Consider the following 26,337-nt stretch of genomic DNA (forward strand, 5'->3'; position numbering starts at 1 on the left):
CCGCCTCGCTCAGCGGTCGGCGGTCAGCGTCGGCGGCCGCAGTTCGGCCGCGGTGCGCGCGCCGGCGAACACCAGCACCAGCCCCGCTGCCAGGGTGATCGCCAGGTACAGCGGCACCATGCCGAGGCGGCCGTTGCGCACGAACACCATGCTTTCCATCATCAGCGAGGAGAACGTGGTCAGCCCGCCGACCAGGCCGACGATCAGCAGCGCCCGCCAGTACGGTGCGCTGGCGCCGCGGCCCTCGATCCACACCAGCAGGAAGCCGCCGACGAAGGCGCCGGCCAGGTTCACCGCCAGCGTGCCCCACGGGAAGCCGGCGCCGTAGCGCTGCAGCAGCGCACTGCCCACCGCGAAACGCAGACCGGAGCCGACCGCACCGCCGGCCATCGCCAGCAGCAATTGCTGCCACCACAGGGTCAGGTTCATGCGCGCCTCCGCGAAACGAACGCGGGAGCGGCAGCAGAAAAACGAGAAGGAACGGGCATCGGATTCTCCACAAGGACGATGCCGGGGCGCACGCCTGCCACCCCGGCGGGGGTTGGGCAGGCATCATCAGCGCGCAATGCTGCGGGCGGTTCGAGGAGGAATGCCATCTCCTGTACGCCGATTATGAAGCCGATCGCCCGGCCTTGTCAGCCCGCGCCTGCTCGCGCGCGGCGCGCAGGCGATCCAGCTTGTCCTTGAGCTTGATCTCCAGGCCGCGTTCCACCGGCCGGTAGTAGACGCGCTCGCCCATCGCATCGGGAAAGCCGGTCTGGTCCAGGGCGATGCCGCCCTCGGCATCGTGGTCGTACTGGTAGTCGGCGCCATAACCCAGGGTCTTCATCAGCTTGGTCGGCGCGTTGCGCAGATGCAGCGGCACCTCCTGGGTGCCGGTCTCGCGCACTTCGGCCTTGGCCTGGTTGAACGCGGCATAGCCGGCGTTGGACTTGGCGGTGCTGGCCAGGTACAGCACCAGTTGCGCGAAGGCCAGTTCGCCTTCGGGGCTGCCCAGGCGCTCGTAGATATCCCAGGCTTCCAGCGCCATCGACTGCGCGCGCGGATCGGCCAGGCCGATGTCCTCGATCGCCATGCGGGTCAGCCGCCGCGCCAGGTAGGACGGATCGCAGCCGCCATCGAGCATGCGCGTGAGCCAATACAGCGCCGCGTCCGGATTGGAGCTGCGCACCGACTTGTGCAGCGCCGAGATCTGGTCGTAGAACTGCTCGCCGCCCTTGTCGAAGCGGCGGGTGCGGTCGGCCAGCACCTGCTGCAGGGTCTGCGCGGTGATCTCGCCGCCCTCGTCCTGGGCCAGTTCGGCGGCGATTTCCAGCAGCGTCAGCGCGCGCCGCACGTCGCCATCGGCGGCGCCGGCGATCTCCAGCAGCGCCGCATCGGACACCCGCAACGGCTCGGCGCCGAGCCCGCGTTCGGAATCGTGCAGCGCCCGCTGCAGCGCCTCGGCGATGTCCTGCGGCGACACCGCCTCCAGCACGTGCACGCGGCAGCGCGACAGCAGCGCCGAATTCAGCTCGAACGAGGGATTCTCGGTGGTGGCGCCGACGAACAGGATGGTGCCGCGCTCGATGTGCGGCAGGAACGCGTCCTGCTGCGCCTTGTTGAAGCGGTGCACCTCGTCGACGAACAGCACCGTGCGACGCCCGTCGGCGAAACGCTGCGCGGCCTCGGCCAGCACCCCCCGCACCTCCGGCAGGCCGGACAGCACCGCCGAGATCGCCTTGAACTCGGCCTCGGCGTACTGCGCCAGCAGCAGCGCCAGGGTGGTCTTGCCGCAGCCCGGCGGCCCCCACAGGATCATCGAGTGCACCCGGCCGGACGCGACCGCACGGCGCAGCGCACTGGTCGGCGCCAGCAGGCGCTTCTGCCCGACCATCTCGTCGAGCGTGCGCGGGCGCATGCGCTCGGCCAGCGGGCGCATGGCCTCGCGGTCGACGCTCAACAGGTCGGGGGTATCGGAAGCGAAGGGTCTGCGTTTGGCCATCTGCCCATTCTATCGCCGCGGCCCGTGCACGCCGTGCCGCAGGCCTGCGTGGCGCCGACGCCGGCGCTAGAATCGCGGCGCCTCCCTGCCCGGCCGCCCCCGCCATGAGCCACCACGACACCCTGGACGCCTTTACCCATCAGCACGACTTCCTCGGCACCCGCCACGAGCGCAATGCGCGCCGGACCTGGTCGGTGGTGGCGCTGACCGCCGCGATGATGTTCGTGGAGATCGTCGCTGGCTGGTGGACCGGCTCGATGGCGCTGCTGGCCGACGGTCTGCACATGGCCACTCACGCCGGGGCGCTGTCGCTGGCGGGCTTCGCGTACTGGTTTGCGCGCCGGCACCGGCACAACCCGCGCTTCACCTTCGGCACCGGCAAGGTCGGCGATCTGGCGGGCTTTTCCAGCGCGCTGATCCTGGCGCTGATCGCCCTGGGCATCGGCGTGGAGTCGGCGCTGCGCCTGGCGCAGCCGGTGCACATCGCCTACGACGAAGCGCTGTGGATCGCGGCGCTGGGCCTGCTGGTGAACCTGCTCAGCGCCTGGATGCTCGGCGCCGATCACCACCACGATCACGGGCATGGGCATAGCCATGGCCACGGGCACGGGCACGGGCATCATCACGACCACGCTCATGCCGCGCACCGGCATGGCGACCATGCGCACGCGCACCAAGATGGGCACGACCACGACCACGATCACGCGCACGGTCAAGGCCATCACCACCCGCACGATCACCACGGGCATGCGCACGCCCATGCCGCGCCTGCGCCGACGCACAGCCACGACCGCCACGCGCACGCCGATCACAACCTGCGCTCGGCCTACATGCACGTGCTGGCCGACGCGCTGACCTCGGTGATGGCGATCGTCGCCCTGTTGCTGGCCAAGTACCTGGGCTGGACCTGGACCGATGCGTTGATGGGTATCGTCGGCGCCATCGTCATCGCCCGCTGGTCGCTGGCGCTGCTGCGCGACACCGGCGCGGTGCTGCTCGACGCCTCGGCGCCGGCGGCGCTGCAGGCGCAGATCCGCGACCGCCTGCAGCAGGACGACGAGCGCATCGCCGACCTGCACGTGTGGCGGGTCGGCCCCGGCCAGCATGCGGCGATCGTGTCGCTGGTGACGCACAAGCCGCGGCCGGCGGCGTTCTACCACGCCCGCCTGCAGGGCGTGGCCACGCTGGGCCACGTCAGTATCGAAGTACAGACCTGCCCCAACTGAGCGGAAAGGCCGCCGCGCACCGACCCGGCGCGCGGCGGCGGGGCCGCTGGCTCAGCGGTCGCCGACCACGTCCACGTCCTTGTCCGGGACGTAGCGGAAGGTGCCGGCGGCGAAGGCCGGATTGCGCTTCCAGTCGCTGAAGCTGATGTCGGTGCGCTGGCCGACCGGATCGACCACTTCCATGCGCGCCAGGCCGGCGCGGTCGAAGCCGAGCTTGGCCATCTGGAAGCTGGCCTCGGTGTCCACCTTCGGGGTCATGGTCAGCCATTGCAGCCCGTCGCGGGCCACCGCCTCTTCGCTGACGTCGTACTGGCGGTCGAGCCGGCCCGGGTCGATCAGCGCGGTCAGCGGGCTGTTCTGTTCCTCGCTGCCCTGCGCGCGCACCGTGGCCTGCTTCAGGTCCGGGTCGTAGACCCAGACCTTGCTGCCGTCGGCGACGATCAGCTGGGTATACGGCTTGCGGTACTCCCAGCGGAACAGGCGCGGCGCCGACAGCGCGACGCGGCCGCTGGAGCTTTCCTTCAGCGTGCCCTTGCCGTCGTAGACCTTCTGCGCGAACTGGCCGTCCAGGCCCTTCAGCCCGCGGGTGAAGGCGGTGAGGTCCTCGCGGGCGCCGGCGAAGGCGGAGCCGGCCAGCAGCGCGGTGGCGAGGACGGTGTAGCGGAGTGTGCGAAGCATGCGGATGGGTTTCCGGATGGAGTGTGGGAAGTGTGACGCGCCGCGCCTGAATAGGCGATCAGAGGATGGCCGGCCGCGCCAGGTCTACGGCCCGGTCTGCATCCGGCCGAGGTCGCCGTACAGGATCTGGCCGCGGAAGCCGCGCCGCACCTGCTGGTATAGCTCGCGGAAGGCGGCGTAGTCCTGCGGCTGGCACAGCGCCGCCGGGCCGTGGATCGCGCGGCGGTGCAGCGTATGCGTGGCGGTCACGGTCTGCCCGTCGCGCACCCAGGTCGCAGCGTACTCGCCGGCGGCGTTGCGGAAATGCGTGTCGGCCGGAATCGCGATGATCGGCACGCTGTCCGGGAAGGTGAGCCGGTAGGTCTCGCTGCGCGCGTTGTCGTTGCAATAGAACGGGGTCAGGTTGCGCTCGGCCGAGGCGGTGCTGTAGACCCCGCGCACCGAGTCGGCGCCGGGCATCAGCGGCAGGCTCATGCCGCCGACCACGCCGAAGTCGACGTAGTCGTGGGCCTGGAAGCGGTAGGCGTAGCCGAACGGCCGGCTCAGGTCCTGCGGCGTGCCCTGCAGCAGCAACTCGCCGCTGCCGTCGAAGCCGGACGCGGCGACGATCGATTCCTCGATGCGGGTGCGGTTCTGCGCGTTGAGCTGCACGAACATCGTGCGCAGGCCGACCTCGCCGACGTCGCCGCTATCCAGCCGGGTGATGCCGCTGACGCCGCCGTCGGCGTCGAAGCGGTAGTCGGTCTCGGCCAGGTAGCGGTTGCGCTTGGCGTCGTCCGGCGGCGTGCGCGCCACGGTGCCGTCGGCCGTGTGCAGCACCGGCGCGCCCAGATCGCCGGCCGGCAACTGGCCGAAACGCGCGTATGGGCTGGTCGAGTCCACGTACAGCTTGAATTCGGGCAGATAGGTGATGGCGTGGTTGAAGCGGCCCAGCACCGGCACCTCCGGCAGGGTCGGCCCGCCCTGCGCGCCGATCAGCACCGGCGTACTGGCGATGCCCTTGGCCGCCAGCAGCGCTTCCAGCACCACGGTGTGGTCCTTGCAGTCGCCGTAGTGGTTGTCGAGGATGCTGTCGGCGCTGTTCGGCTGCAGCCCGCCGTTGCCCAGGTACACCGCCACGTAGCGGATGTTGCGCGCCACCCACTCGTACAGCGCCGCGGCCTGCGCGCGGCGATCGACGATGCCGGCGGTGATCTGCTCGGCGCGGGTGCGCACCTTGGGCGTGACCTGCGCGGCGGCGGCACTGCTGTGCTGGTAGGCCTGGGCCATCTGCGGCCAGCGGCGGAAACTGCTGGCCATGATGGTCGGGCTGAATTCCCAAGTGGCCGCCGACCAGTTCTGGCTCTTCATCGGCTCGCGGCGGCTGTAGCGCCACTCCCAGCGGGCCTGCTCGCCGTCGATCGTCGGCGTATCGCTGCCCTGCACGCCGCGCGTGTACAGGTGCATCTGCAGGCGCCGCGGCGCCACCAGGGTCACCGTGGCGTCGTCGTACTGGGAGAACACGCTGAAGGTCTCCCACAGGCTGAAATAGCCCGGGAAGTACGGCACGTTCTGAGTGCGGCGCACCCGGTACACCAGGCGCGCGCCGGGCATCAGGTTGGGGAACACCACCACCTTGACCTTGCGGTCGGCGTACATCGCCGCCGTCGCGCTGGAATAGCTCTCCTGGGTATAGATCTTGTCGGCCGGCACGTCGTGGCGCAGCCCATCCGGGGTCAGCGTGTAGGCGGCCAGCACCTCCAGCGTCTCCAGCTTCTCGCTGTAGCCCAGCCGCACCTGGCTGAACTGGTCGACGCCGGCCTTGGTCTTGAGCAGCAGCTCGTATTCGTCGGTCTCGACGCTGGTGGCGTCCTCGCGCACCTCGTAGTCGGCGCGGTAGCGCACGTAGCTGTAGTTGTTGCTGACCACCGGTGCGGCCGCGGTGGCCGTGGCCTGGTCGGCATCGGGATGCGCGGCCGGCGCCGGTTGCGCGCCGGCGAGTCCGGACAGCGCCAGCAGCGCCGCGCCGAACAGCCAGCGCGCGGCGCGCGCAGGCCTCCGGTCAGGCAGACGCCGGCCACGGCCGGCGAACGGCGCGGTGTGCCTCACTTCGGCGGCGGCGGCGCCAGCACGCTGCGGTCGCCGTTGTGTTCGGGCGGGCTGACCACGCCGGCGGCTTCCATCGCCTCGATCAGCCGCGCGGCGCGGTTGTAGCCGATCTTCAGCCGCCGCTGCACGCCAGAGATCGAGGCGCGGCGGGTCTCGGTGACGATGCGCAGGGCCTCGTCGTACAGCGGATCGGATTCGTCGCCGCCACCGCCGCCGGCTTCGGGCAGGCCGGTGGCGCCGATCACGGTACCGTCGCCCATGGTCTGCACTTCGTCCAGCACGCCCTCGATGTAGTCGGCCGGGCCGCTGGCCTTGAGGTGCTCGACCACCCGGTGCACTTCCTCGTCGCTGACGAAGGCGCCGTGCACGCGGTCCGGCATCGCCGTGCCCGGCGGCAGGTACAGCATGTCGCCGTGGCCCAGCAGGGTCTCGGCGCCGGACTGGTCGAGGATGGTGCGCGAGTCGATCTTGGAGCTGACCTGGAAGGCGATGCGGGTCGGGATATTGGCCTTGATCAGGCCGGTGATCACGTCCACCGACGGGCGCTGGGTGGCCAGGATCAGGTGAATGCCGGCGGCGCGGGCCTTCTGCGCCAGGCGCGCGATCAGCTCTTCGACCTTCTTGCCGACGATCATCATCATGTCGGCGAATTCATCGATGAAGATGACGATGAACGGCAGCGTGTCCAACGGCCGCGGCGCCTCGGCCAGGTCCGGGTTGGGCTTGAACAGCGGGTCCATCAGCGGCTGCCCGGCGTCCTGCGCATCCTTGACCTTCTTGTTGAAGCCGGCCAGGTTGCGCACGCCGACCGCGCTCATCAGCTTGTAGCGGCGCTCCATCTCGGCCACGCACCAGCGCAGGCCGTTGGCGGCCTCCTTCATGTCGGTGACCACCGGCGCCAGCAGATGCGGGATGCCCTGGTAGACGCTCAGTTCGAGCATCTTCGGGTCGATCATCAGCATCCGCAGGTCCTTGGCCGAGGCCTTGTACAGCAGGCTCAGCACCATGGCGTTGACCGCCACCGACTTGCCCGAGCCGGTGGTACCGGCGACCAGCAGGTGCGGCATGCGCGCCAGGTCGGCCACGGTCGGACGCCCGGCGATGTCCTTGCCCAGGGCCAGGGTCAGCGGACTGGCCGACTTGTCGTATTCCTTGGAGCGCAGCAGCTCGCTGAGATAGATCATCTCGCGGCTGACGTTGGGGATCTCCAGGCCGATCACCGACTTGCCCGGGATCACGTCGACCACGCGCACCGACTTCACCGACAGGCCGCGGGCAATGTCCTTGTCCAGCGAACTGATCTGGCTGACCTTGATGCCCGGCGCCGGCTCGATCTCGAAGCGGGTGATGACCGGGCCCGGATAGGCCCCGACCACCTGCGCATCGATGCGGAAATCCTTGAGCTTGAACTCGATCTGCCGCGACAGGGTTTCCAGGGTCTCCTCGGAATAGCCCTTGGCCTGCGGCTTGGGGTCGTCCAGCAGGGCCAGCGGCGGCACCCCGGACGGGTCGCTGCCGGTACCGTGGAACAGCGGGATCTGCTGCTCGCGCTTGGCGCGCTCGCTCTTCTCCACCACCGGCGCCGGCGGCGGCTCGATCTTGACCGGCTCGCGCTTGGCGCGCTGCACCGCGTCGACCTTGCGCACTTCCTCGCGTTCCTCGCGCATGGCGCGGGTCTGCTGCCATTTGTTGGCCTGCTGGGTGCCGCGCCGGGCCAGCGCCGGCAGGGTCATCACCGCCTTGCCGATGCGCTCCATCACCGCGAACCAGGACAGCCCGGTGGCCAGGGTCACCGACACCAGCAGCAATACCAGCACGAACAGATTGGCGCCGAGCGCGCCGAAGCCGGCGCCCAGCGAATTGCCGACCAGCTTGCCGAGAATGCCGCCAGCCCCGGCCACGTCGCCGGCGAACAGGCGCAGGTGCAGCAGCCCGGTGGCGGCGATCAGGAAGCCGACGATGCCGACCAGGCGCAGCGCCGGGCCGAGGTCGGCCTCGCCATCGCCGTCCTGGTCCATGCCGAACAGCGCGATCCAGGAGATCGCGCCGATCACCACCGGCAGCAGGAAGGCCACGTAGCCGAACAGTTGCAGCAGCACGTCGGCGATCCAGGCGCCGAACTTGCCGCCCATGTTGTGCACCGGCGCGACCACGCTGCCGGTATGCGACCAGCCCGGATCGGTCGCCGAGTACGTGGCCAGGCTGGCCAGCAGGTACAGCAGCAGCGGCGCGATCGCGATCAGCGCCAGATCGCGCCACAGCTTCTGCCGGCGTGGGTTGGGCGCGGCGCCCTGCTTGCGTGCCGCCGCATTGGCGCCCTGGGATTTGCCGCGTTCCGGAACCTGCTTCGCCACGCTATGACCAGACCTTAGAAATGCATCGTTAGTGATTGATAATAAACGACTCGCCCTTGCATTTCAGCAGGCGGTACCTGAATCGTCCGGACTTGCGCAGGCCGATGCTGGCAGCGCCCGATCGAGGCGGGCAACGACGCGCGAAACCCGAAGTCTGTCGCCGCGGGCCGCAGCGTTTCCGCCACGCGGCTTGATTCGTTCCAGGCCGGCCGCCACTCTATGCGCCTTCGCCGGAACCCGCGCAATGCCGCGTTTCCGCCGCCATTTCACCCTGTTCGCGAGTATACATGAGCCCCTCTGCCGCCAATTCCGCCAAGCATTCCCGCCTGCTGATCCTGGGTTCCGGCCCGGCCGGCTGGACCGCCGCGGTCTACGCCGCGCGCGCCAACCTCAAGCCGGTGGTGATCACCGGCCTGCAGCAGGGCGGCCAGCTGATGACCACCACCGAGGTCGACAACTGGCCCGGCGACCCGCACGGCCTGATGGGCCCGGACCTGATGGCGCGCATGCAGGCGCATGCCGAGCGCTTCGAGACCGAAGTGATCTTCGACCACATCCACACCGCCGACCTGTCGCAGCGCCCGTTCCGGCTCAGCGGCGACAGCGGCGACTACACCTGCGACGCACTGATCATCGCCACCGGCGCCACCGCCAAGTACCTGGGCATCCCCTCGGAAGAGGCGTTCAAGGGCCGCGGCGTGTCCGCGTGCGCCACCTGCGACGGCTTCTTCTACAAGGACCAGGACGTGGTCGTGGTCGGCGGCGGCAACACCGCCGTGGAAGAGGCGCTGTACCTGTCCAACATCGCCCGCAAGGTCTATCTGGTGCACCGCCGCGACACCCTGCGCGCGGAAAAGATCATGCAGGACAAGCTGTTCGCCAAGGTCGCCGCCGGCAAGATCGAGACCGTCTGGCATCACCAGGTGGACGAGGTGCTGGGCAACGAGGCCGGCGTCACCGGCGTGCGCGTCAAGTCGGTGCAGGACGGCAGCACCCGCGACCTGGAGGCGCACGGCTTCTTCGTCGCCATCGGCCATCACCCGAACACCCAGCTGTTCGACGGCCAACTGGCGATGCACAACGGCTACCTGGAGATCCGCTCCGGTCTGGGCGGCGCCGCCACCGAGACCTCGGTGCCGGGCGTGTTCGCCGCTGGCGACGTCGCCGACCAGCACTACCGCCAGGCGATCACCTCGGCCGGCTTCGGCTGCATGGCCGCGCTGGACGCCGAGCGCTATCTGGACAAGGGTGCCTGAGTCCGCGCACGCCTTGAACTGCCGGCGTCAGGCCGGCAGCGGCCGTGCGCCCGCGCGCGCGGCCGATGACGCCGGCGGCCGCTGCGCCGCCTTCCACCGCGAGCAGCGCCGGCGATGAGCCGGATCCGCTGGCTGCACCAGCTCGATACGGTCGCCGCCGCCGACTGGGACGCCCTGCACGACGGTCGCAACCCCTTCGTCGCCCACGCCTTCCTGGCCGGCCTGGAACAGCACGGCTGCCTGCGCCCGGACTGGGGCTGGAGCCCGCTGCATCTCACCGTGTGGGACGGCGAGACGCTGGTCGCGGCGGCGCCCGGCTACGTCAAAAGCAACTCGCACGGCGAATTCGTGTTCGACCATGCCTGGGCGCATGCCTATGCGCGCTACGGCCAGGACTACTTCCCAAAGTGGCTGTGCGCGGTGCCCTACTCGCCGGTGACCGGGCCGCGGCTGCTCGCCCGCGACCTGGCGGCGCAGCAGGAACTGCTCGCGGCCATGCAGGCGCTGACCGAGCGCACCGGCCTGTCCTCGGCCCACGTCAATTTCCACCGCGCCGATGAGGACGCCGCGTTCGGCACCGACTGGCTGGAACGCAACGACGTGCAGTACCAGTGGCACAACGACGCCGGCTGGACCGGGTTCGACGATTACCTGGGCGCGATGGACCACAAGCACCGCAAGAACATCCGCCAGGAGCGGGCCAAGGTGCAGCGCGCCGGCATCGGCTTCCGCGTGCTGCACGGCGACGAGGCCAGCGCCGCCGACCTGCAGGCGATGTACGGCTTCTATCTGCGCACCTTCGACGACTACGGCAATTCGCCGGCGCTGACCCTGGACTTCTTCTCGCATCTTGCGCGAATGATGCCGCGCAACCTGCTGATCTTCCTGGCCATGCATGACGGCGCGCCGGTGGCCGGTGCGTTCTGCCTGCGCGGCGGCGACACCCTGTACGGCCGGTACTGGGGCGGCGAGCCCCTGCCCGGCCTGCACTTCGAGACCTGCTACTACCAGGGCATCGAGTACTGCCTGCGCGAGGGCCTGACCCGCTTCGAGCCGGGCGCGCAGGGCCAGCACAAGATCGCCCGCGGCTTCCTGCCGCGGCTGGTGCGCAGCCGCCACTGGATCGCCGACCCCGGCTTCCGTGTGCCGCTGGCCGACTGGTGCGCGCAGGAACGCGCCGAGGTGCGCCAGCACGCGGCGGCGCTGCAGCGCCACTCGCCATTCCGCCACGACGCCTGAGGCATCGGCTACGCTGCCGGCGATGCGTCGTCTCCCTGTCCTGCTCGCGGCCGATCCCGCCGCCCCGTTCCCGCCGCCGTCCAGCGCCCTGCGCGAGCCGGACGGCCTGCTCGCGGTCGGCGGCGACCTGTCGCCGACGCGCCTGCTCGCGGCCTACGCCCAGGGCATCTTCCCCTGGTACTCCGACGGCGAGCCGATCCTGTGGTGGAGTCCGGACCCGCGCACCGTGTTCCGCAGCGACGGCGTACGCCTGTCCTCGCGCTTCCGCCGCAGCCTGCGCCGCTGTCCGTGGACCGTGCGCGCCGACACCGCCTTCGCCCAGGTCATCGATGCCTGCGCGCAACTCCCCCGCCGCGGCCAGGACGGCACCTGGATCACCGCGCCGATGCGCGACGCCTATCTGGCCCTGCACCAGGCCGGCCACGCACATTCGGTGGAAGTGTTCGACGGCGACGAGCTGGTCGGCGGCATCTATGGAGTGGCGCGCGGGCGCATGTTCTTCGGCGAGAGCATGTTCAGTGCGCGCAGCGGCGGCTCCAAGGTCGCGCTGGCGGCACTGGCGCGGCGCCTGCACGGCTGGGGCTGGCCGCTGATCGACGCGCAGGTGGAGAACGACCACCTGCTCAGCCTGGGCGCCGAGCGCTGGCCGCGTGCGCGGTTCCTGGACACCATCGCGCCGCTGGTGGCGGCGACTGCCGAGACCGCGCCGTGGACGCTGCGCTTCGGCACCCTGGCGGCCGCGGAACTGGCCCAGGGCTGAGCGGGATTAACGCAAACTTTGCATGGCGCGGCCCAGGCGAGTAAAATCCTCGCTCTTCAGGCCTTTGGCCGTTCCGAATCGCACAGGATTACATGTCGAAAGACGACTCCATCGAATTCGAAGGCACCGTCAGCGAGACGTTGCCCAATACCACGTTCCGGGTCAAGCTGGAAAACGGGCACGAAATCATCGCCCACATCTCCGGCCGCATGCGCAAGAACTACATCCGCATCCTGACCGGCGACCGGGTGAAGGTCGAAATGACCCCGTACGACCTGACCAAGGGTCGCATCACCTACCGCATGAAGTAATCCGCCACGGGCGGACATGAAGAAGGCGGCCACTGGCCGCCTTTCGCGTCTGCAACGATGGAACGACGGTGACCTCGCCAGGCGGCTGCAGCCTCTGCAGCCGCCTTTCGTCGTGCCCGTCGCCTGGTCCGGCCTCAGTCCACCGTCGCCGGCAGCAGGCGCTCCGGCTCGGCCTGGGTATCGACCACCAGCTCGCCGTCGCGCACGTCGATGGTGACGCGGCCGCCGTTGACCAGCTTGCCGAACAGCAGTTCGTCGGCCAGCGGGCGCTTGACCTTATCCTGGATCACGCGCGCCATCGGCCGCGCGCCCATCAGCGGGTCGAAGCCGTGCTGGGCCAGCCAGTCGCGCGCGGTCGGGGTCGCCGACAGCGACACGTGCTTCTCCTGCAGCAGCATCTCCAGCTCGATCACGAACTTGTCGACCACGCGCAGGATGTGGCTGAAGGCCAGCGGCTGGAACTGCACCACCGCGTCCAGGCGGTTGCGGAACTCCGGGGTGAAGCTGCGGCGGATGATCTCCATCGCATCGGTGGAGTGGTCCTGCTGGGTGAAGCCGATCGAGCGCCGCGAGGCCTGGGTGGCACCGGCATTGGTGGTCATCACCAGGATCACGTTCTTGAAGTTGGCCTCGCGCCCGTTGGTGTCGGTGAGCACGCCGCGGTCCATGACCTGCAACAGGATGTTGAAGATGTCCGGGTGCGCCTTCTCCACCTCGTCCAGCAGCAGCACGCAGTGCGGGGTCTTGACGATCTTCTCGGTCAGCAGGCCGCCCTGGTCGAAGCCGACGTAGCCCGGGGGCGCGCCGATCAGGCGGCTGATCGAATGCGGCTCCATGTACTCGGACATGTCGAAGCGCACCAGCTCGATGCCCAGCTGCAGCGCCAGCTGCTTGGTGACCTCGGTCTTGCCGACGCCGGTGGGGCCGGCGAACAGGAAGTTGCCGATCGGCTTCTCCGGGTTGGCCAGGCCCGAGCGCGCCAGCTTGATCGACGAGGCCAGCGTCTCGATGGCCGGATCCTGGCCGAAGATCACCATCTTCAGGTTGCGCTCCAGGTGCTGCAGCACGTCCTTGTCGGTGGCGCTGACCTGCTTGGCCGGGATCCGCGCCATCTTGGCGACGATGGTCTCGATCTCCTCGATGTCGATCAGTTCCTTGCGCTGGCCTTCCGGCAGCAGCCGCTGGCGCGCGCCAGCCTCGTCGATCACGTCGATCGCCTTGTCCGGCAGCAGCCGGTCGCCGATGTGCTTGACCGACAGGTCCACCGCCGCCTGCAGCGCATCGTCGGCGTAGGTCACGCCGTGGTGCGCCTCGTACTTGGGCTTGAGGCCCTGCAGGATCTCGAAGGTCTCGCCCACGGTCGGCTCGACGATGTCGATCTTCTGGAAGCGCCGCGCCAGGGCGCGGTCCTTCTCGAAGATGCCGCGGTATTCCTGGAACGTGGTCGAACCGATGCAGCGCAGCTCGCCCGAAGACAGCGCCGGCTTGATCAGGTTGGACGCGTCCATGGTGCCGCCGGAAGCGGAACCGGCGCCGATGATGGTGTGGATCTCGTCGATGAACAGCACCGCGTTGGGCACCTTCTTCAGCGAGGTCAGCACGCCCTTCAGGCGCTTCTCGAAGTCGCCGCGGTATTTGGTGCCGGCGACCAGCGCGCCCAGGTCGAGCGAGAAGATCACCGCGTCGGCCAGCACCTCGGGTACGGTGCCCTCGACGATGCGCTTGGCCAGGCCCTCGGCGATGGCGGTCTTGCCGACACCGGCCTCGCCCACGTACAGCGGGTTGTTCTTGCGGCGGCGGCACAGGACCTGGATGGTGCGCTCGATCTCGTCGGCGCGGCCCACCAGCGGGTCGATGCGGCCATTGCGGGCCTGCTCGTTCAGATTGGTGGCGTACTCGGCCAGTGCGTCGCCCTTGGGCTCGCCCTCGCCCGCCTCGCCCTTGGGCTCGCCGTCGGACGGCGCGGCGTGCTCGCCGTCCTCACCCATCTTGGCGATGCCATGGGACAGGTAGTTGACGATGTCCAGGCGGGTGATGTCCTGCTGGTTCAGGAAGTACACCGCGTGCGAGTCCTTCTCGCCGAAGATCGCCACCAGCACGTTGGCGCCGCTGACTTCCTTCTTGCCCGAGGACTGCACGTGGTAGACGGCCCGCTGCAGCACCCGCTGGAAGCCCAGGGTGGGCTGGGTGTCGCGGCCATCGTCGTCGGCCAGGCGCGCCACCGAGGCTTCGATGGCCTGTTCCAGGTCGCCGCGCAGGCGGTCGACGTCGGCGCCGCAGGCCTTGAGCACGGCCTGGGCGGAGGGATTGTCGAGCAATGCCAACAGCAGGTGCTCCACCGTCATGAACTCATGACGGGCTTCCCGGGCGCGCTTGTAGCACTGGCCGATGGTCTGCTCGAGATCTTTGCTGAACATGGTGTACTCCGACGTCTGTTGCCGACAATATGTGGCTTGAGTTGCGAATTTCCACAACCCTATCGGATCAGTGTGTTCACACCGCGTTAGTCCGGGCAAACCGGTGACCGACGCCTCCCACTATCAGGCTTTTTCCATCGTGCACAACAGGGGATGCTGGTTCATCCGCGAGAACTCGTTCACCTGAGCCACCTTGGATTCAGCCACCTCGCGGGTATAGACCCCGCACACCCCGCGGCCGCGGGTATGCACGTGCAGCATCACCTGGGTGGCGCGCTCCAGGTCCAGGGAGAAGAACTGCTGCAGCACGGTCACCACGAAGTCCATCGGGGTGTAGTCGTCGTTCAGCAGCAGCACCTGATACATGGGCGGGCGGGCGACTTCCGGCTTGCCGGTCTCCACCATGACGCCATGATCGTGCTCGGGGGAATTCTTGCGGGGCATCCGCCCATTATATACGGGGGCCGCCGGCCAGGATTGGACGATCGTCGGCCCTGCCCGCACAATTCCCCTCCTTTCGATGGCGCTCCGCATGCATTCGACGATGTTCCCCAAGCTTCCGCTGCTCGCCGCGCTGCTCGCCGCCGCCCTGCCGGCCGCCGCCGAGACGCCGGATGCGGCGCTGGGCAAGCGCCTGCAGGCGCTGGGCTACGACGTACAGGCGGACGAGGACGGCGACTATCAGGTGCTGTTCGGCCTGCGCGACCACGGGCAGGAGCGCAAGCAGCTGACCTATGTGCGCTCGCCGGTGGAGACCTTCGGCAGCTACCGCATCCGCGAGGTGTGGTCGCCGGCCTACCAGGCGCAGGGCGACAGCCTGCCCGCCAAGGTCGCCAACCGGCTGCTGGAGGACGCGCAGTCGGACATCCTCGGCGGCTGGGTGCGCCAGGGCGGCACCGCGGTGTTCGTGGTCAAGATCCCCGCCGATGCCGACGATGCGGCGCTGCGTGAGGCGCTGGAGGCGGCCGCGCGCGGCGCCGACGCGATGGACGCCGAACTGAACGGCGGCAAGGACCTGTTCTGATGACGGCGGCCGCGGAACCCTGGCAGCCGGACGTGACCGTGGCCACGGTGGTGGTGCGCGACGGGCGCCTGCTGCAGGTCGAGGAAGCCATCGCCGGGGCGCTGGTGTTGAACCAGCCGGCCGGCCACCTGGAGCCGGACGAGCGCCTGATCGAGGCCGCGGTGCGCGAGACGCTGGAGGAAACCGGCTGGCAGGTGCAGCCGACCGCGTTCATCGGTGCCTACCAGTGGAAGGCCGACACCGGCCGCCATTACCTGCGCTTCGCCTTCGCCGCCGATCCGGTCGCGCACGATGCGCAGCGGCCATTGGACACCGGCATCGTGCGCGCGCTGTGGATGACCCCGGCCGAACTGGAGGCCGAAGCGCCGCGCTGGCGCAGCCCGCTGGTGTGGCAGGTGGTGGCCGATTTCCTGGCCGGGCGCCGCTACCCGCTGGATCTGCTGCGGCAGGTGGCATGAGCGGCGCAGCGGTCATGGTCGGGGTCTCCGGCGGCGTGGATTCGTCGGTGGCGGCCTGGCAGCTGGTCCAGCAGGGCGCGGCGGTATCCGGCCTGTTCATGCAGAACTGGGCCGACGACGGCAGTGGCGACTGCCGTGCCGACGACGACCGCCGCGATGCGGTGGCGGTGTGCGGGCGACTGGGCATCCCCTTCCATTTCCGCGACTTTTCGCAGGAGTACTGGCAAGGCGTGTTCGCGCACTTCCTGGCCGAATACGCCGCCGGGCGCACGCCCAACCCGGACGTGCTGTGCAACCGCGAGGTCAAGTTCAAGCATTTCCTGGACGCGGCGCGCGAGCTCGGCGCCGAGCGCATCGCCACCGGCCACTATGCGCGGGTGGACAGCCTCGGCGGCCGCTGGCGGCTGCTGCGCGGGCTGGACCGCAACAAGGACCAGAGCTACTTCCTGCACCAGCTGGGCCAGGCGCAACTGGCCGCGACCCTGTTCCCGGTCGGCGAACTGCCCAAGGAACAGGTGCGCCGCATCGCCCGCGAAGCCGGCCTGCCGACCCACGCCAAGAAGGATTCCACCGGCATCTGCTTCATCGGCGAACGCGATTTCCGCGAATTTCTCGGTCGCTACCTGCCGGCGCGGCGCGGCGAGATCCGCGACCCGCACGAGCAGGTCGTGGCCGAGCATCCGGGGGTGTTCTACTTCACCCTGGGTCAGCGCGAGGGCCTGAACATCGGCGGGGTACGCGGCCGCGCCGCGGCGCCGTGGTACGTGGTCGGCAAGGACGTCGCCCGCAACGTGCTGTACGTCGACCAGGACCGCGACAGCCCCTACCTGATGGCCAACGGGCTGCAGTCCGAGGCCGCCCACTGGATCGCCGGTGCGCCGCCGGCACGGCGCTTCGAGTGCACCGCGCAGACCCGCTACCGCCAGGCCGACGAGCCCTGCACGGTCGAGGTCGGCGACGACGGCACCCTGTCGGTCCGCTTCGCGCGCCCGCAGCGCGCCGTCACCCCCGGGCAGTCGCTGGTGCTGTACCAGGGCGAGGAATGCCTGGGCGGCGCCGTGATCGCCACCACCGATGCCCCGCTGGAGCGCCGCCTGGCGCAGCAGGCCCCCGCCGTACACGAGGACCCGATTCGATGACCGATTCCATGGACGCGCGCATGCTGGCGCTGGCGGGCATGGCCCAGGCCCTGCAGCAGGTGCGGCGCATCGCCGAGACCGGCCAGTCCGAGGCGTCGCTGGTGCGCACCCTGCTCGACAGCGTGTTCCGCATCGACGCGCCCAGCCCCGAAGCGGTCTATGGCCGCCGCGCCGACCTGGCGCCGGGGCTGCGCCTGCTGCACAACTACTTCCGCAACCAGGGCCAGGACGAGGTGCTGCCGCGGCTGGCGCTGGCGGTGATCCAACTGGAACGGCGCTTCGCCGGCGATGCCGAGACCGACGCCAAGGTCGATGCCGGCCTGGCCCGGATCGCGCCGCTGCTGGAGCGCCATGCCGACAGCACCCACCCCGAGGTGATCGCGGCGTTGGGCCAGCTCTACGCCGACACCATCAGCCACCTGCGCCCGCGGGTGATGGTGCAGGGCAACCCGCATTACCTGGGTCAGGCCGGGGTGGTGGCGGAGATCCGCGCGCTGCTGCTGGCGGCGGTGCGTTCGGCGGTGCTGTGGCGGCAGATGGGCGGCAGCCTGTGGGATTTCCTGCTGGTCAAGCGGCGCATGCGCGAAACCGTGGACCGCGCCTTGCGCTGAGTCCCCGGGGTGCCGGCGCCGGGCCGGCAGCGCGCCGCCCGCGGTGGTTCTGCGACGCAGATCGTACGAATGTCGGCAGGTTTCGATGATCCGCGCACCGCGTTGCTAAAGACCCGGGGGGGGCGGCCGATACAGCAATCGTGAATCTGCCGAGAACTTCCATGTACTCACGCCTCCTGATCCGTCTGGCCGCCCCGCTCGCCCTGACGCTGCTGTTCCCCATCGCCGCCGGCTTCGATTGGCCGGCCCCGGTCCGTTGGGCCATCCTCACCACCATGACGCTGAGCTGGCTCGGTTTCGCCGGCTGGACCGCGTACAGCCAGAGCCGGCGCTCGCCGGAGCAGGCCAAGGTCATGCGCGAGCAGGACCACCTGCTGACCGAGCTGCGCAGCTTCGTCGGCAACGAGATCGAGGGCTCGCGCTCGGAGATCGAACGTGCCCGCGAACTGATCCGCCAGGCGGTCAGCGGCCTGGGTGGCAGCTTCGAGGCGATGAACCGCAAGTCGCGGCAGCAGAGCGTGGCGCTGGCCCGCATCGTCGACCGCGCCGGCGAAGACGGTGGCGCCGGGGTGGACGTGGCCCGCTTCGCCCAGCATGCCAGCCAGCGCATGGAGCAGCTGGTGGAGGCGCTGGAGCAGGTCAGCGGTCAGAGCAGCACCACGGTGCACTACATCGACGACATGTCCCAGCACCTGGACGGCATCTTCGCCCTGCTGGAGGACGTCAAGTCGATCGCCGACCAGACCAATCTGCTGGCGCTGAACGCGGCGATCGAAGCGGCGCGCGCCGGCGAGGCGGGCCGCGGCTTCGCGGTGGTGGCCGACGAGGTGCGCAACCTGTCCGAGCGCTCGACCACCTTCAACGAGCAGATCCGCAAGCTGGCGCACAGCTCCAAGGACGCCATCGCCAAGGTCCGCGAGACGGTCTCGAACATGGCCTCCCGCGACATGGACCGCTCCCGCGAGGCGCGGGCTGAGGCCGCGGCGATGCTGGACAACGTGGCCGCGATCAACCACTCGCTGGGCGACGGCATGCGCGAGATCTCCGAGTGCGGCCGCGCCATCGACAGCAGCGTCGCCGAAGCGGTGCGCGCCCTGCAGTTCGAGGACATCGCCACCCAGGCCCTGGGCGGCGTGCACACCCACCTGGACCGCCTGACCGCGATCAACCGCGAGGCCGTGGCGCTGCAGGAACTGCTGCACCGCAATGGCGGCGTGTTCGACCACGAACTGCTCGACGCCCTGCAGCGGGTCGGCAACCGCCTGCGCGACATGCGCACCGAGTGGGAGCGTCCGCCGCACAAGCCGGTGGCGCAGCAGAGCATGGGTGCCGGCACGGTCGAGTTGTTCTAAGTCCGCCTTGTCGCGCTCCGCGCCATGAACCGACGAGTCCCCGGCCCCTGCCGGGGCTTGTCGTCTCTGCCCTTCCCGTCCGGCCCCGTCGATGTCGATGCATCTCCAGTCCCTGTCCCGAGTTGCGGCCATGTCCTGCGATGACAGCAGCGGCGCGCACGTGCCTGCGTCCGAGCCGGTGGCCGCACCCGGCATCCGGCCGGTGACCGCACCGCGCCAGCCCGGCCACGCCCTGCGACGGCTGGAAACGCTGGCCCAGGCCGAACTGCGGCAGTTGCTGATCGCACGCGCACCGGCGCAGCAGGACGCGCGCATCGCCGACCCGGTCTGGGCCGGCCTGGCCTGGGACATGGGCCTCAACGGCAGCGCGGTCGCCGCTGCCGGCACGCCGGCGCCGCTGGTGCACTTTCCGCTGTACGACGGCGATTGAGTCGATCGCGGCGGTTGCGTTGGCATCGCGCGGTGCCTGATGTGGCAGCGCGCTCGGGGCGCCGCGCTAGAGAGTCACCCGGCCCCAATCTCTCGATTTTGCTTGCTGCAGGAGGCCGGGCAGCCCGTGCATTCTTCGCGGCTGCAGGAGCGGCTTCAGCCGCTAAAGGCGATACCGGAAATGCTCCTGTCGCGGCTGAAGCCGCTCTTGCGAGGCGACGGCTGGTTTCACTGAACCACGACAACAAGCAGCGATGCGCGATGCCATTCGGTCGCGAAACGCGAGCGACACGTGCCTGGCCGGCCGCATGCAGTCGGGACTGAAGTCCCTCCCACAACGACTCCGACCAGATCGCGACATCGTTGCTGCAAGGCGCAGTGAGCGGCGAGCCAAGGTCATGCCTGACGCCGTTCCTGCAATGTTGGCCGTCGGGTCGCGGCTGAAGCCGAAACTGCGCACAGCCTGAAATCCCCGCGATCAGCTCGGATTCTCCAGCGAGAACAGGTCCGCCTGCTTGTCGTAGGCGAAGTACTCGGCGTAGCGCGCCCAGCTGGTGACCGCCTGCACGGTCTCCGCCGCGTAGGCCTCGGACATGTGGTCTTCCAGTTCGTCGCGGAAGCGGCGCGCCGGCGCGTGATGCGCCGGGCGTTCGTCGAGCACGCGGCGGATGTGCGCGGCCAGCGGCACGTAGGTGGCCAGGTGCTGGGCGAACAATTGCTTGCGCGCATCGGTCCCGAGTTCGGCGAAGCGCTGCCCGGCCGGGGTCAGCTGCAGGTCGCCCTGTTCGAACACGGCGAAACGCAGCAGCTGCAGGGTCTCGGCGATCGGGAACAGTTCGTCCACTTCCAGCTGCAGGCCGGCCGCCAGCGGCGGCAGGTCGGCACGACCGTGGTAGGGCTCGGCCGCCACCGCTTCGATCAGGCCGGCCAGCAGGTTGCTCGACACGCGCGGCAGCACCATGGCGATGCCGCTGCCCGGGAACACGCCCTCGCGGGTCTGCGGCCGCTGCGGGCTGGCGGTCATGCGCGCATAGATGTCGTCGACCAGGGCGCGGAACGCCGGCGCCAGGCGATTGCGCGGCTGCGGCAGGGTCACTTCGATCTCGCCGATCACCCGCCCCGGATTGGCGCCGAAGATCACGATGCGATCGCACATCAGCACCGCTTCTTCGATGTTGTGGGTGACCATCAGGATCGATTCGATCGGCATGCGCCCTTCCGACCACAGGTCCAGCAGGTCGGTACGCAGGGTCTCGGCGGTCAGCACGTCCAGCGCCGAGAACGGCTCGTCCATCAGCAGCAGCTTCGGTCGCACCACCAGCGCCCGCGCCAGGCCCACGCGCTGGCGCATGCCGCCGGACAGTTCCTTCGGGTAGGCGCCCTCGTAGCCGTCCAGGCCGATCAGATCGATCGCCGCCAGGGCGCGCCGGCGGCGCTCGTCGGCGGCCACGCCGCGCGCCTCCAGGCCCACTTCCACGTTCTGCAGCACGGTCAGCCACGGAAACAGGGCGAAGCTCTGGAACACCATGGCGATGTCGTCGGCGACCTGGCCCGGCGCGGCATCGCGGAAGGCGATGCTGCCGGCGCTGGGCTGCAGCAGCCCGGCGATGGCGCGCAGCAGGGTCGACTTGCCCGAGCCGGAACGGCCGAGCAGGCCCACGATCTGCCCCGAATGCAAGGTCAGGTCGACGTCCTCCAGCACCACCAGCGGCGTCGCCCCGCCCTTGTCGTAGGTCTTGCGCACACCCTGCACGCGGACCAGCGGGGCGCGCTCGGGCACGCTTGCGGAATAGCTCATGGTCGGTCTCCAGGAATCAGTCGAAACGCAGGCGGCGTTCGGCGAAGACGTACAGACGTCGCCAGACCGCACGGTTGAAGAGGGTCACGAACAGCGACATCACCGCCACCCCGAGCAGCACCCGCGGGCCGTCGCCGGCGGCGGTGGCGCGGGCGATGTAGGCACCGAGGCCGTAGGCCTGCACCTGGGTGTGGCCCCAACTGGCCAGTTCGGCCACGATGCTGGCGTTCCAGGAACCGCCCGACGCGGTCAACGCACCGGTGATGTAGTACGGGAAGATGCCGGGCAGGATCACCCGCCGCCACCAGGTCCACGAACGCAGGTGGTAGACGGTGGCGGCCTCGCGCAGATCGGTGGGAAACGCGCTGGCGCCGGCGATCACGTTGAACAGGATGTACCACTGGGTGCCGAGAATCATCAGCGGCGACAGCCAGATGTTGGGATCGGCGCCGGTGCTGACGATGGCCAGCACCGCGAACGGGAACAGCACGTTGGCCGGGAACGCGGCCAGGAACTGCGCCAGCGGCTGCACCCGCTGCGCCACCTTCGGGCGCAGCCCGATCCACACCCCGATCGGCACCCACACCACGCTGGCCAGGGCGATCAGCACCACCACCCGCAGCAGCGTGGCCAGGCCGCCGCCGAAGGCCTCGGCCAGGTCGTGCAGGCCCAGGTGGCGGCGGCCATAGTCGTAGGCGAACCAGGCCGCGGCCGCACCGGCCAGGGCCAGCGCCGCGCTCCACAGCCGATCGCCCCACACCCCGCTGCGGCCCGGTGCGCGCGGCGCCGCCACGGGCTGCGGCTGCTGCCGCGGCGCCCAGCGCACCAGCATGGCGCGCTGCCAGACCCAGGCCAGCGGCGCGACCAGGCGCTTGGCCAGGCGCGTGCGCCGCAGCAGGTCGTACAGCCACGACTGCGGCTTGTCCTGCGAGGCGGTGAGTTCGGCGCGGAACTTGTCCGACCAGGCCACGATCGGGCGGAACAGCAACTGGTCGTACAGGGCGATCAGCACCGCCATCGCCACCACCGCCCAGCCGACCGCGGCGAAGTTGCGCTGCGCGATCGCCAGCGCCAGATACGAGCCGATGCCGGGCAATTCCAGGGTGTGGTCGCCGACGCTGATCGCCTCGGAAGCGACCACGAAGAACCAGCCGCCGGACATGGACATCATCATGTTCCAGATCAGCGAGGGCGTGGCGTACGGCGCCTCCAGCCGCCAGAAACGCTGCCAGGCGCTGAGCCCGAAACCGCGCGACACTTCGTCCAGGTCGCGCGGCACGTTGCGCAGCGACTGGTAGAACGAGAACGCCATGTTCCAGGCCTGGCTGGTGAAGATGGCGAAGATCGAAGCCAGTTCGGCGCCGATCTGCCGGCCGGGGAACAGGCCCAGGAAGAAGGTCACGGTGAAGGTGAGGAAGCCCAGCACCGGCACCGACTGCAGGATGTCCAGCGCCGGCACGATCACCCGCTCGGCGCGCCGGCTCTTGGCGGCCAGGGTCGCCACCACGAAGGTGAACACCAGCGAGGCGGCCATCGCCGCGAACATGCGCAAGGTGGTGCGCAGGCCGTATTCGGGGAGCTGCCACAGGTCCAGCGACACCGCGGCGGTGCCGGCCGGCGGCAGCGGCGCGCGCATGTCGGATGCGCCGTGCAGCAGCAACGCACCCAGGCCCAGCAGCAGCGCGAACACCGCAAGATCGTGCAGGTTGGGCAGTACGCCGGGGCGTGCGGCGAGCTGTCCGGGCGCGGAGCGGTCGCGGGCGAATGGCAGCATGGGAAGATCCGGCAGGAGCGGCAGCGAACGCCGCAGGAAAAAGGACGCTGGCGCGAGTCGCGAAGCGGACCGCCCAGTGTGACCGGGGAAGATGTACGGCGTGCGTCAGCCGCTGCCGGCCGCGCGGGTGTCCCCAGACAATGCGCTGCACGCACGCCGTCGCCACACGACGCAACCGCGCAACGACGGACGGCTCAGGGAGGATGGCGATGGCAGGCGCATGGGCGGCTCCGACGATGGGCAACGCCAGGGGCTACGCTCGGAGTCCTCGCGGATCGGGCTTGCGCACTCTCGGAATCAAGGCCAGCACCGCGCGGGGCTGGCGAACGATCCCGTCCTGAGCGGACGGGACCCATCTGGGACGACCCAGACCGTGGCGGTCCTGTCAGCTCTGTCGCTGCAGCGTCGGTCTAGGATGACTGTCCAAGGAAGGTGGCCTCTGGCCGGAAAACGATGGGCGCGCGCAGTATAGCCAGCTGCTGCGTCGCCGCAAGCCCGTGCGGCGCACGCGGCGCCGCACATTCACTGCGCAGCCAGCACCAGCCGCGGGTGCGTGGCCGGCGCCACCTGCTGGCGCGCGCGCAACCAAGCGGCCAGCTCGCGCGGCGGCAGCGGCCGCGAGTGCAGATAGCCCTGGATCTCGTCGCAGCCCTGCTCGCGCAGCAAGGCCTCTTCCTGCACCGTTTCCACGCCCTCGGCCACCACCTGCATGCCCAGCGCGTGGCCGAGCTGCACGATCGCCTGGGTGACCTTGGCGGTGCCGCTGTCGTGCAGCATGTCCTGCACGAAGCTGCGGTCGATCTTCAGGCGCTGCACCGGGAAGCGATTGAGGTAATGCAGGTTGGAGAAGCCGGTGCCGAAGTCGTCGACCGCCAGCAGCACGCCTTCCTGCTCGAACAGTTCGAAGCAGCGGCGCAGCGATTCGCTGTCGCGGATCAGCGCCGACTCGGTGAGTTCCAGTTCCAGCCGCTTCGGCGACCAGCCGTTGCGCTGGCACAGCTCGATCACCCGCTCGGCGAAGCCGCGGTCGCGCAACTGCATCGCCGAAACGTTCACCGAGACCCGGTCGAAGCTCAGCCCCGCCGCATCCCAGGCCGCGGCCTGGCGGCAGGCCTCGCCGATCACCCAGTCGCCCAGGCGCACGATCTCGCCGCATTCCTCGGCGATCGGAATGAACTCGGCCGGGTTGCAATGGCCGTGGCCGGGGCGGTGCCAGCGCAGCAGCGCTTCCACCGCCGGCGCGCGCTCGCCCGCCGCGTGCACCAGCGGCTGGTACACCAGCGAAAACTCCTCGCGGTCCAGCGCGCCATGCAGCGCATGCTCGATCTCCAGGCGCCTCTGCGCGCGCAGCAGCACGTCCTGGCTGTAGTAATGGCAGGTGTTGCGTCCGGACTCCTTGGCCGCGTACATCGCCGCGTCGGCGGCGCGCAGCAGGCCGTCGAAGTCCTGGCGCGCCTCCTCCATCAGCGCGATGCCGATGCTGGCGCCGATCTTGATCACGTTCTCGCCGCTGTGCAGCGGCTCGGCCAGCGCCGCGATCAGCTTGCGCGCCACGTGCCCGGCGTCGCCCGGCTCGGCCAGGTCGCGCAGCACCACCACGAACTCGTCGCCGCTGAAACGGCCGAACAGGTCGCTGGTGCGCAGTTGCTGATGCATGCGGGTGGCCGCCAGCTTCAGCAGCGCGTCGCCGGTGGCGTGGCCGAAGGAATCGTTGATGCTCTTGAAGCCGTCCAGGTCGACGAACAGCATCGCCAGCGTGGTGCCGCGCTCCACCGCCTCGTGCATCGCCTTCTCGGCCTGCTCGCGCAGCAGCTGCCGGTTCGGCAGGCCGGTCAGCAGGTCGTAGTGGGCCAGCAGCTCGATGCGCTCGCTGGCCTCGCGTTCGCGGGTGATGTCGCGGAACAGCACCACGAAGCGCGGCGGCAGGCCGTCGCGTTCGTCCAGCTCGATCAGCACCTGCACCCAGATGCGCTGCCCGGACGGGCGGTGGAAGCACAGGTCCAGTTGCTCCGGCAGGCCGCCCTCGGTGATGCGCACCAGCGCCGACTCGAACGCATCGCGCGAGTCCTGGGTGTACAAGGCCAGCGCGTGATCCAGATCGATGGCCTCCTTGCGCAGGCCATGGATGCGGTAGCACTCCTCGGTCCACTGCATGCGCCGGGTGCCGACCTCGATCTCGCAGCCGCCTATCTTGCCCAGCGCCGAGACGCGGTTGAGCAGTTCGGTGCGCCAGCGGATCAGGGCGTCGGTCTGGCGCTGCTCGGTGATGTTCTGCACCTGGCCGAGCACGCGCTGGATGCGGCCGTCGGCCTCCACCTGCGGCTGCGCCCACACCCGCAGGTGCAGCGGCGACTCGCTGCCACACACCAGCTCGACCTCGAAGTTGGCCGGCTTGGCCTCGCGGGCCATGCGCCGCCAGACCGAGATCAGCTGCGCCATCGAATCGCGGCTGAGCAGGCGCAGCCACCCGCGGCTGCTCGGCGCCTGCTGTTCGTCCAGCCCGGTGACGCGCAGGAATTCGCGGGAGCACCACACCCGGTCGCGCAGCGGATCCCAGGACCAGCTGCCCATGCGGGTCATGCGCTGCGCCTCGCGCAGCAGGGTCTGCTGGTCGCGCAGGCGCTGCTCGAGCAGCTTCTGCTCGTGGATGTCGGTATGCGTGCCGATCATGCGCAGCGGGCTGCCGTCGGCGGTGCGTGCGACGATGCGGCCGCGGTCCAGGATCCAGTGCCACTGCCCGTCCTGCCGGCGCAGGCGGAACTCGCACATATAGGTTTCGGTGCGGCCCTCGAAATGCGCGCGGATCGCCTGGCGCAGGCGCTCCTGGTCGTCGCCGTGGACCAGCGGCAGCAACGCGTTCAGGCCGTCGGCCGGGGCATCGCCGGCGTAGCCGAGCATCCGCTTCCAGCGCTCGGAGCGGAAGATGGTGTCGCTGGGGATGTCCCAGTCCCACAGCCCGTGCTCGGCGCTGTCCAGGGCGATCTCCCAGCGGGTGGCGCCGTCGCTGCCGACCGGTTCGGGCACGCTGAGGGTGTAGGCCAGCAGGCCGCCGCTGTCGTCGCGCACCGCGCGCAGCCAGCCGTCCAGGCGTCGCCCGGCGGTGCCGGGCAAGGCGCAGGCCAGCATGGTCTCGCCGCCGAACAGGCGCTCGCGGGCCGCACGCAACAACTCGGCGTACGCCTCCACGGTGCGCGGCAGCTCCAGTGCCTGCGCTGCCCGGTTCGCCGCCAGCGGCCTGCCGTCGGCGTCCAACAGGACGAGCGCCGAGGTGAGCGGGTGCTGCAGCAAGCTTGCGATGACGCCTTGATCCACGCCGAGATGCTCCGTTTCGCCGCCCTGAAGGCCAGCGGTCGAAGGTGATAACGGCACCCGGCGGCATTAATTGAGCGCCCGCACCGCCCGACCATGGGCCGCGGCGGCCGTCAGCGGCTAAGATGTC

Annotated in this window: 21 protein-coding genes and 1 riboswitch; of the genes, 11 read left to right on the forward strand and 10 right to left on the reverse strand. The window is 69.8% G+C overall.

Going from position 1 to position 26,337, the window contains the following annotated elements; all coding sequences use genetic code 11:
- Positions 1 to 9 precede the first annotated feature (9 nt).
- Positions 10 to 429, reverse strand: coding sequence for a fluoride efflux transporter CrcB (gene crcB / locus CEK68_RS09930; protein WP_152181340.1), 420 nt, complete (start codon positions 427 to 429; stop codon positions 10 to 12).
- Positions 430 to 539: 110 nt separating this feature from the next.
- Positions 540 to 609, reverse strand: a riboswitch (Fluoride riboswitch).
- 1 nt (position 610) lies between these two features.
- Positions 611 to 1,984, reverse strand: a complete 1,374-nt coding sequence (locus CEK68_RS09935) for a replication-associated recombination protein A (protein WP_152239279.1) — start codon at positions 1,982 to 1,984, stop codon at positions 611 to 613.
- A 104-nt stretch (positions 1,985 to 2,088) separates the two neighbouring features.
- On the opposite strand from CEK68_RS09935, the gene dmeF reads away from it, so the two are divergent.
- Positions 2,089 to 3,210, forward strand: a complete 1,122-nt coding sequence (dmeF, locus tag CEK68_RS09940; protein ID WP_152239280.1) for a CDF family Co(II)/Ni(II) efflux transporter DmeF — start codon at positions 2,089 to 2,091, stop codon at positions 3,208 to 3,210.
- A gap of 51 nt (positions 3,211 to 3,261) precedes the next feature.
- Here dmeF and lolA read toward each other — a convergent pair whose 3' ends face one another.
- The 3 genes from lolA to CEK68_RS09955 form a co-directional block, all read right to left on the reverse strand.
- Positions 3,262 to 3,888: an outer membrane lipoprotein chaperone LolA gene (lolA, locus tag CEK68_RS09945; protein WP_152239281.1), complete on the reverse strand. Its 627-nt coding sequence runs from the start codon at positions 3,886 to 3,888 to the stop codon at positions 3,262 to 3,264.
- Between the two features lie 84 nt (positions 3,889 to 3,972).
- Positions 3,973 to 5,937 carry a DUF3857 domain-containing transglutaminase family protein gene (locus CEK68_RS09950; RefSeq protein WP_193314161.1) on the reverse strand — a complete coding sequence of 655 codons (1,965 nt, stop codon included), beginning with the start codon at positions 5,935 to 5,937 and terminating at the stop codon, positions 3,973 to 3,975.
- A 35-nt stretch (positions 5,938 to 5,972) separates the two neighbouring features.
- Positions 5,973 to 8,330, reverse strand: a complete 2,358-nt coding sequence (locus tag CEK68_RS09955; protein WP_152239282.1) for a DNA translocase FtsK — start codon at positions 8,328 to 8,330, stop codon at positions 5,973 to 5,975.
- A 287-nt stretch (positions 8,331 to 8,617) separates the two neighbouring features.
- Between CEK68_RS09955 and trxB the strand changes: the two genes are divergently transcribed.
- The 4 genes from trxB to infA all read left to right on the forward strand — a co-directional run bounded on the left by trxB (position 8,618) and on the right by infA (position 11,896).
- Positions 8,618 to 9,586 (forward strand): thioredoxin-disulfide reductase, encoded by a 969-nt coding sequence (gene trxB / locus CEK68_RS09960; RefSeq protein WP_010341722.1) that lies wholly within the window; start codon positions 8,618 to 8,620, stop codon positions 9,584 to 9,586.
- Between the two features lie 114 nt (positions 9,587 to 9,700).
- Positions 9,701 to 10,825, forward strand: a complete 1,125-nt coding sequence (locus CEK68_RS09965; protein ID WP_152239283.1) for a GNAT family N-acetyltransferase — start codon at positions 9,701 to 9,703, stop codon at positions 10,823 to 10,825.
- Between the two features lie 22 nt (positions 10,826 to 10,847).
- The gene (aat, locus tag CEK68_RS09970) at positions 10,848 to 11,585 is read left to right on the forward strand and encodes a leucyl/phenylalanyl-tRNA--protein transferase (protein WP_152239284.1); all 738 of its coding nucleotides are present in this window, start codon (positions 10,848 to 10,850) and stop codon (positions 11,583 to 11,585) included.
- Between the two features lie 92 nt (positions 11,586 to 11,677).
- Positions 11,678 to 11,896, forward strand: a complete 219-nt coding sequence (gene infA / locus CEK68_RS09975) for a translation initiation factor IF-1 (RefSeq protein ID WP_004425677.1) — start codon at positions 11,678 to 11,680, stop codon at positions 11,894 to 11,896.
- A gap of 134 nt (positions 11,897 to 12,030) precedes the next feature.
- Here infA and clpA read toward each other — a convergent pair whose 3' ends face one another.
- Together clpA and clpS are read right to left on the reverse strand one after the other, a co-directional pair.
- Positions 12,031 to 14,313, reverse strand: a complete 2,283-nt coding sequence (gene clpA, locus CEK68_RS09980) for an ATP-dependent Clp protease ATP-binding subunit ClpA (RefSeq protein WP_017908259.1) — start codon at positions 14,311 to 14,313, stop codon at positions 12,031 to 12,033.
- A gap of 123 nt (positions 14,314 to 14,436) precedes the next feature.
- A complete protein-coding gene (gene clpS / locus CEK68_RS09985; RefSeq protein WP_010341728.1) occupies positions 14,437 to 14,757 on the reverse strand; it encodes an ATP-dependent Clp protease adapter ClpS in 321 nt (106 codons plus the stop codon).
- 76 nt (positions 14,758 to 14,833) lie between these two features.
- Between clpS and CEK68_RS09990 the strand changes: the two genes are divergently transcribed.
- The 6 genes from CEK68_RS09990 to CEK68_RS10015 all read left to right on the forward strand — a co-directional run bounded on the left by CEK68_RS09990 (position 14,834) and on the right by CEK68_RS10015 (position 19,327).
- The gene (locus tag CEK68_RS09990; protein ID WP_017908261.1) at positions 14,834 to 15,337 is read left to right on the forward strand and encodes a hypothetical protein; all 504 of its coding nucleotides are present in this window, start codon (positions 14,834 to 14,836) and stop codon (positions 15,335 to 15,337) included.
- Entirely contained in the window at positions 15,337 to 15,795 is a 459-nt protein-coding gene (locus CEK68_RS09995; protein WP_152239285.1) for an NUDIX hydrolase, read from the forward strand. The genes CEK68_RS09990 and CEK68_RS09995 overlap by 1 nt, the downstream gene beginning before the upstream one ends.
- The gene (gene mnmA, locus CEK68_RS10000) at positions 15,792 to 16,934 is read left to right on the forward strand and encodes a tRNA 2-thiouridine(34) synthase MnmA (RefSeq protein WP_152182287.1); all 1,143 of its coding nucleotides are present in this window, start codon (positions 15,792 to 15,794) and stop codon (positions 16,932 to 16,934) included. Before CEK68_RS09995 ends, mnmA begins: the two co-directional genes overlap by 4 nt.
- Positions 16,931 to 17,545 (forward strand): high frequency lysogenization protein HflD, encoded by a 615-nt coding sequence (gene hflD, locus CEK68_RS10005; protein ID WP_152239286.1) that lies wholly within the window; start codon positions 16,931 to 16,933, stop codon positions 17,543 to 17,545. The genes mnmA and hflD overlap by 4 nt, the downstream gene beginning before the upstream one ends.
- Before the next feature lie 161 nt (positions 17,546 to 17,706).
- Complete coding sequence (locus CEK68_RS10010) at positions 17,707 to 18,897, forward strand: methyl-accepting chemotaxis protein (protein WP_017908265.1); 1,191 nt, start codon at positions 17,707 to 17,709, stop codon at positions 18,895 to 18,897.
- Positions 18,898 to 19,027: 130 nt separating this feature from the next.
- Positions 19,028 to 19,327 carry a hypothetical protein gene (locus tag CEK68_RS10015; RefSeq protein WP_017908266.1) on the forward strand — a complete coding sequence of 100 codons (300 nt, stop codon included), beginning with the start codon at positions 19,028 to 19,030 and terminating at the stop codon, positions 19,325 to 19,327.
- A gap of 477 nt (positions 19,328 to 19,804) precedes the next feature.
- Here CEK68_RS10015 and CEK68_RS10020 read toward each other — a convergent pair whose 3' ends face one another.
- The 3 genes from CEK68_RS10020 to CEK68_RS10030 all read right to left on the reverse strand — a co-directional run bounded on the left by CEK68_RS10020 (position 19,805) and on the right by CEK68_RS10030 (position 26,210).
- Positions 19,805 to 21,124 (reverse strand): nitrate/sulfonate/bicarbonate ABC transporter ATP-binding protein, encoded by a 1,320-nt coding sequence (locus CEK68_RS10020; protein ID WP_010341738.1) that lies wholly within the window; start codon positions 21,122 to 21,124, stop codon positions 19,805 to 19,807.
- A 16-nt stretch (positions 21,125 to 21,140) separates the two neighbouring features.
- Positions 21,141 to 22,898, reverse strand: coding sequence for an ABC transporter permease subunit (locus CEK68_RS10025; RefSeq protein WP_152239287.1), 1,758 nt, complete (start codon positions 22,896 to 22,898; stop codon positions 21,141 to 21,143).
- Between the two features lie 522 nt (positions 22,899 to 23,420).
- On the reverse strand, positions 23,421 to 26,210 hold the full coding sequence (locus tag CEK68_RS10030) for a bifunctional diguanylate cyclase/phosphodiesterase (RefSeq protein WP_152239288.1): 2,790 nt from the start codon (positions 26,208 to 26,210) through the stop codon (positions 23,421 to 23,423).
- Between the last annotated feature and the right edge of the window lie 127 nt (positions 26,211 to 26,337).

Source organism: Xanthomonas sp. LMG 12461, assembly GCF_009192935.1.
GTDB lineage: Bacteria > Pseudomonadota > Gammaproteobacteria > Xanthomonadales > Xanthomonadaceae > Xanthomonas_A > Xanthomonas_A sontii.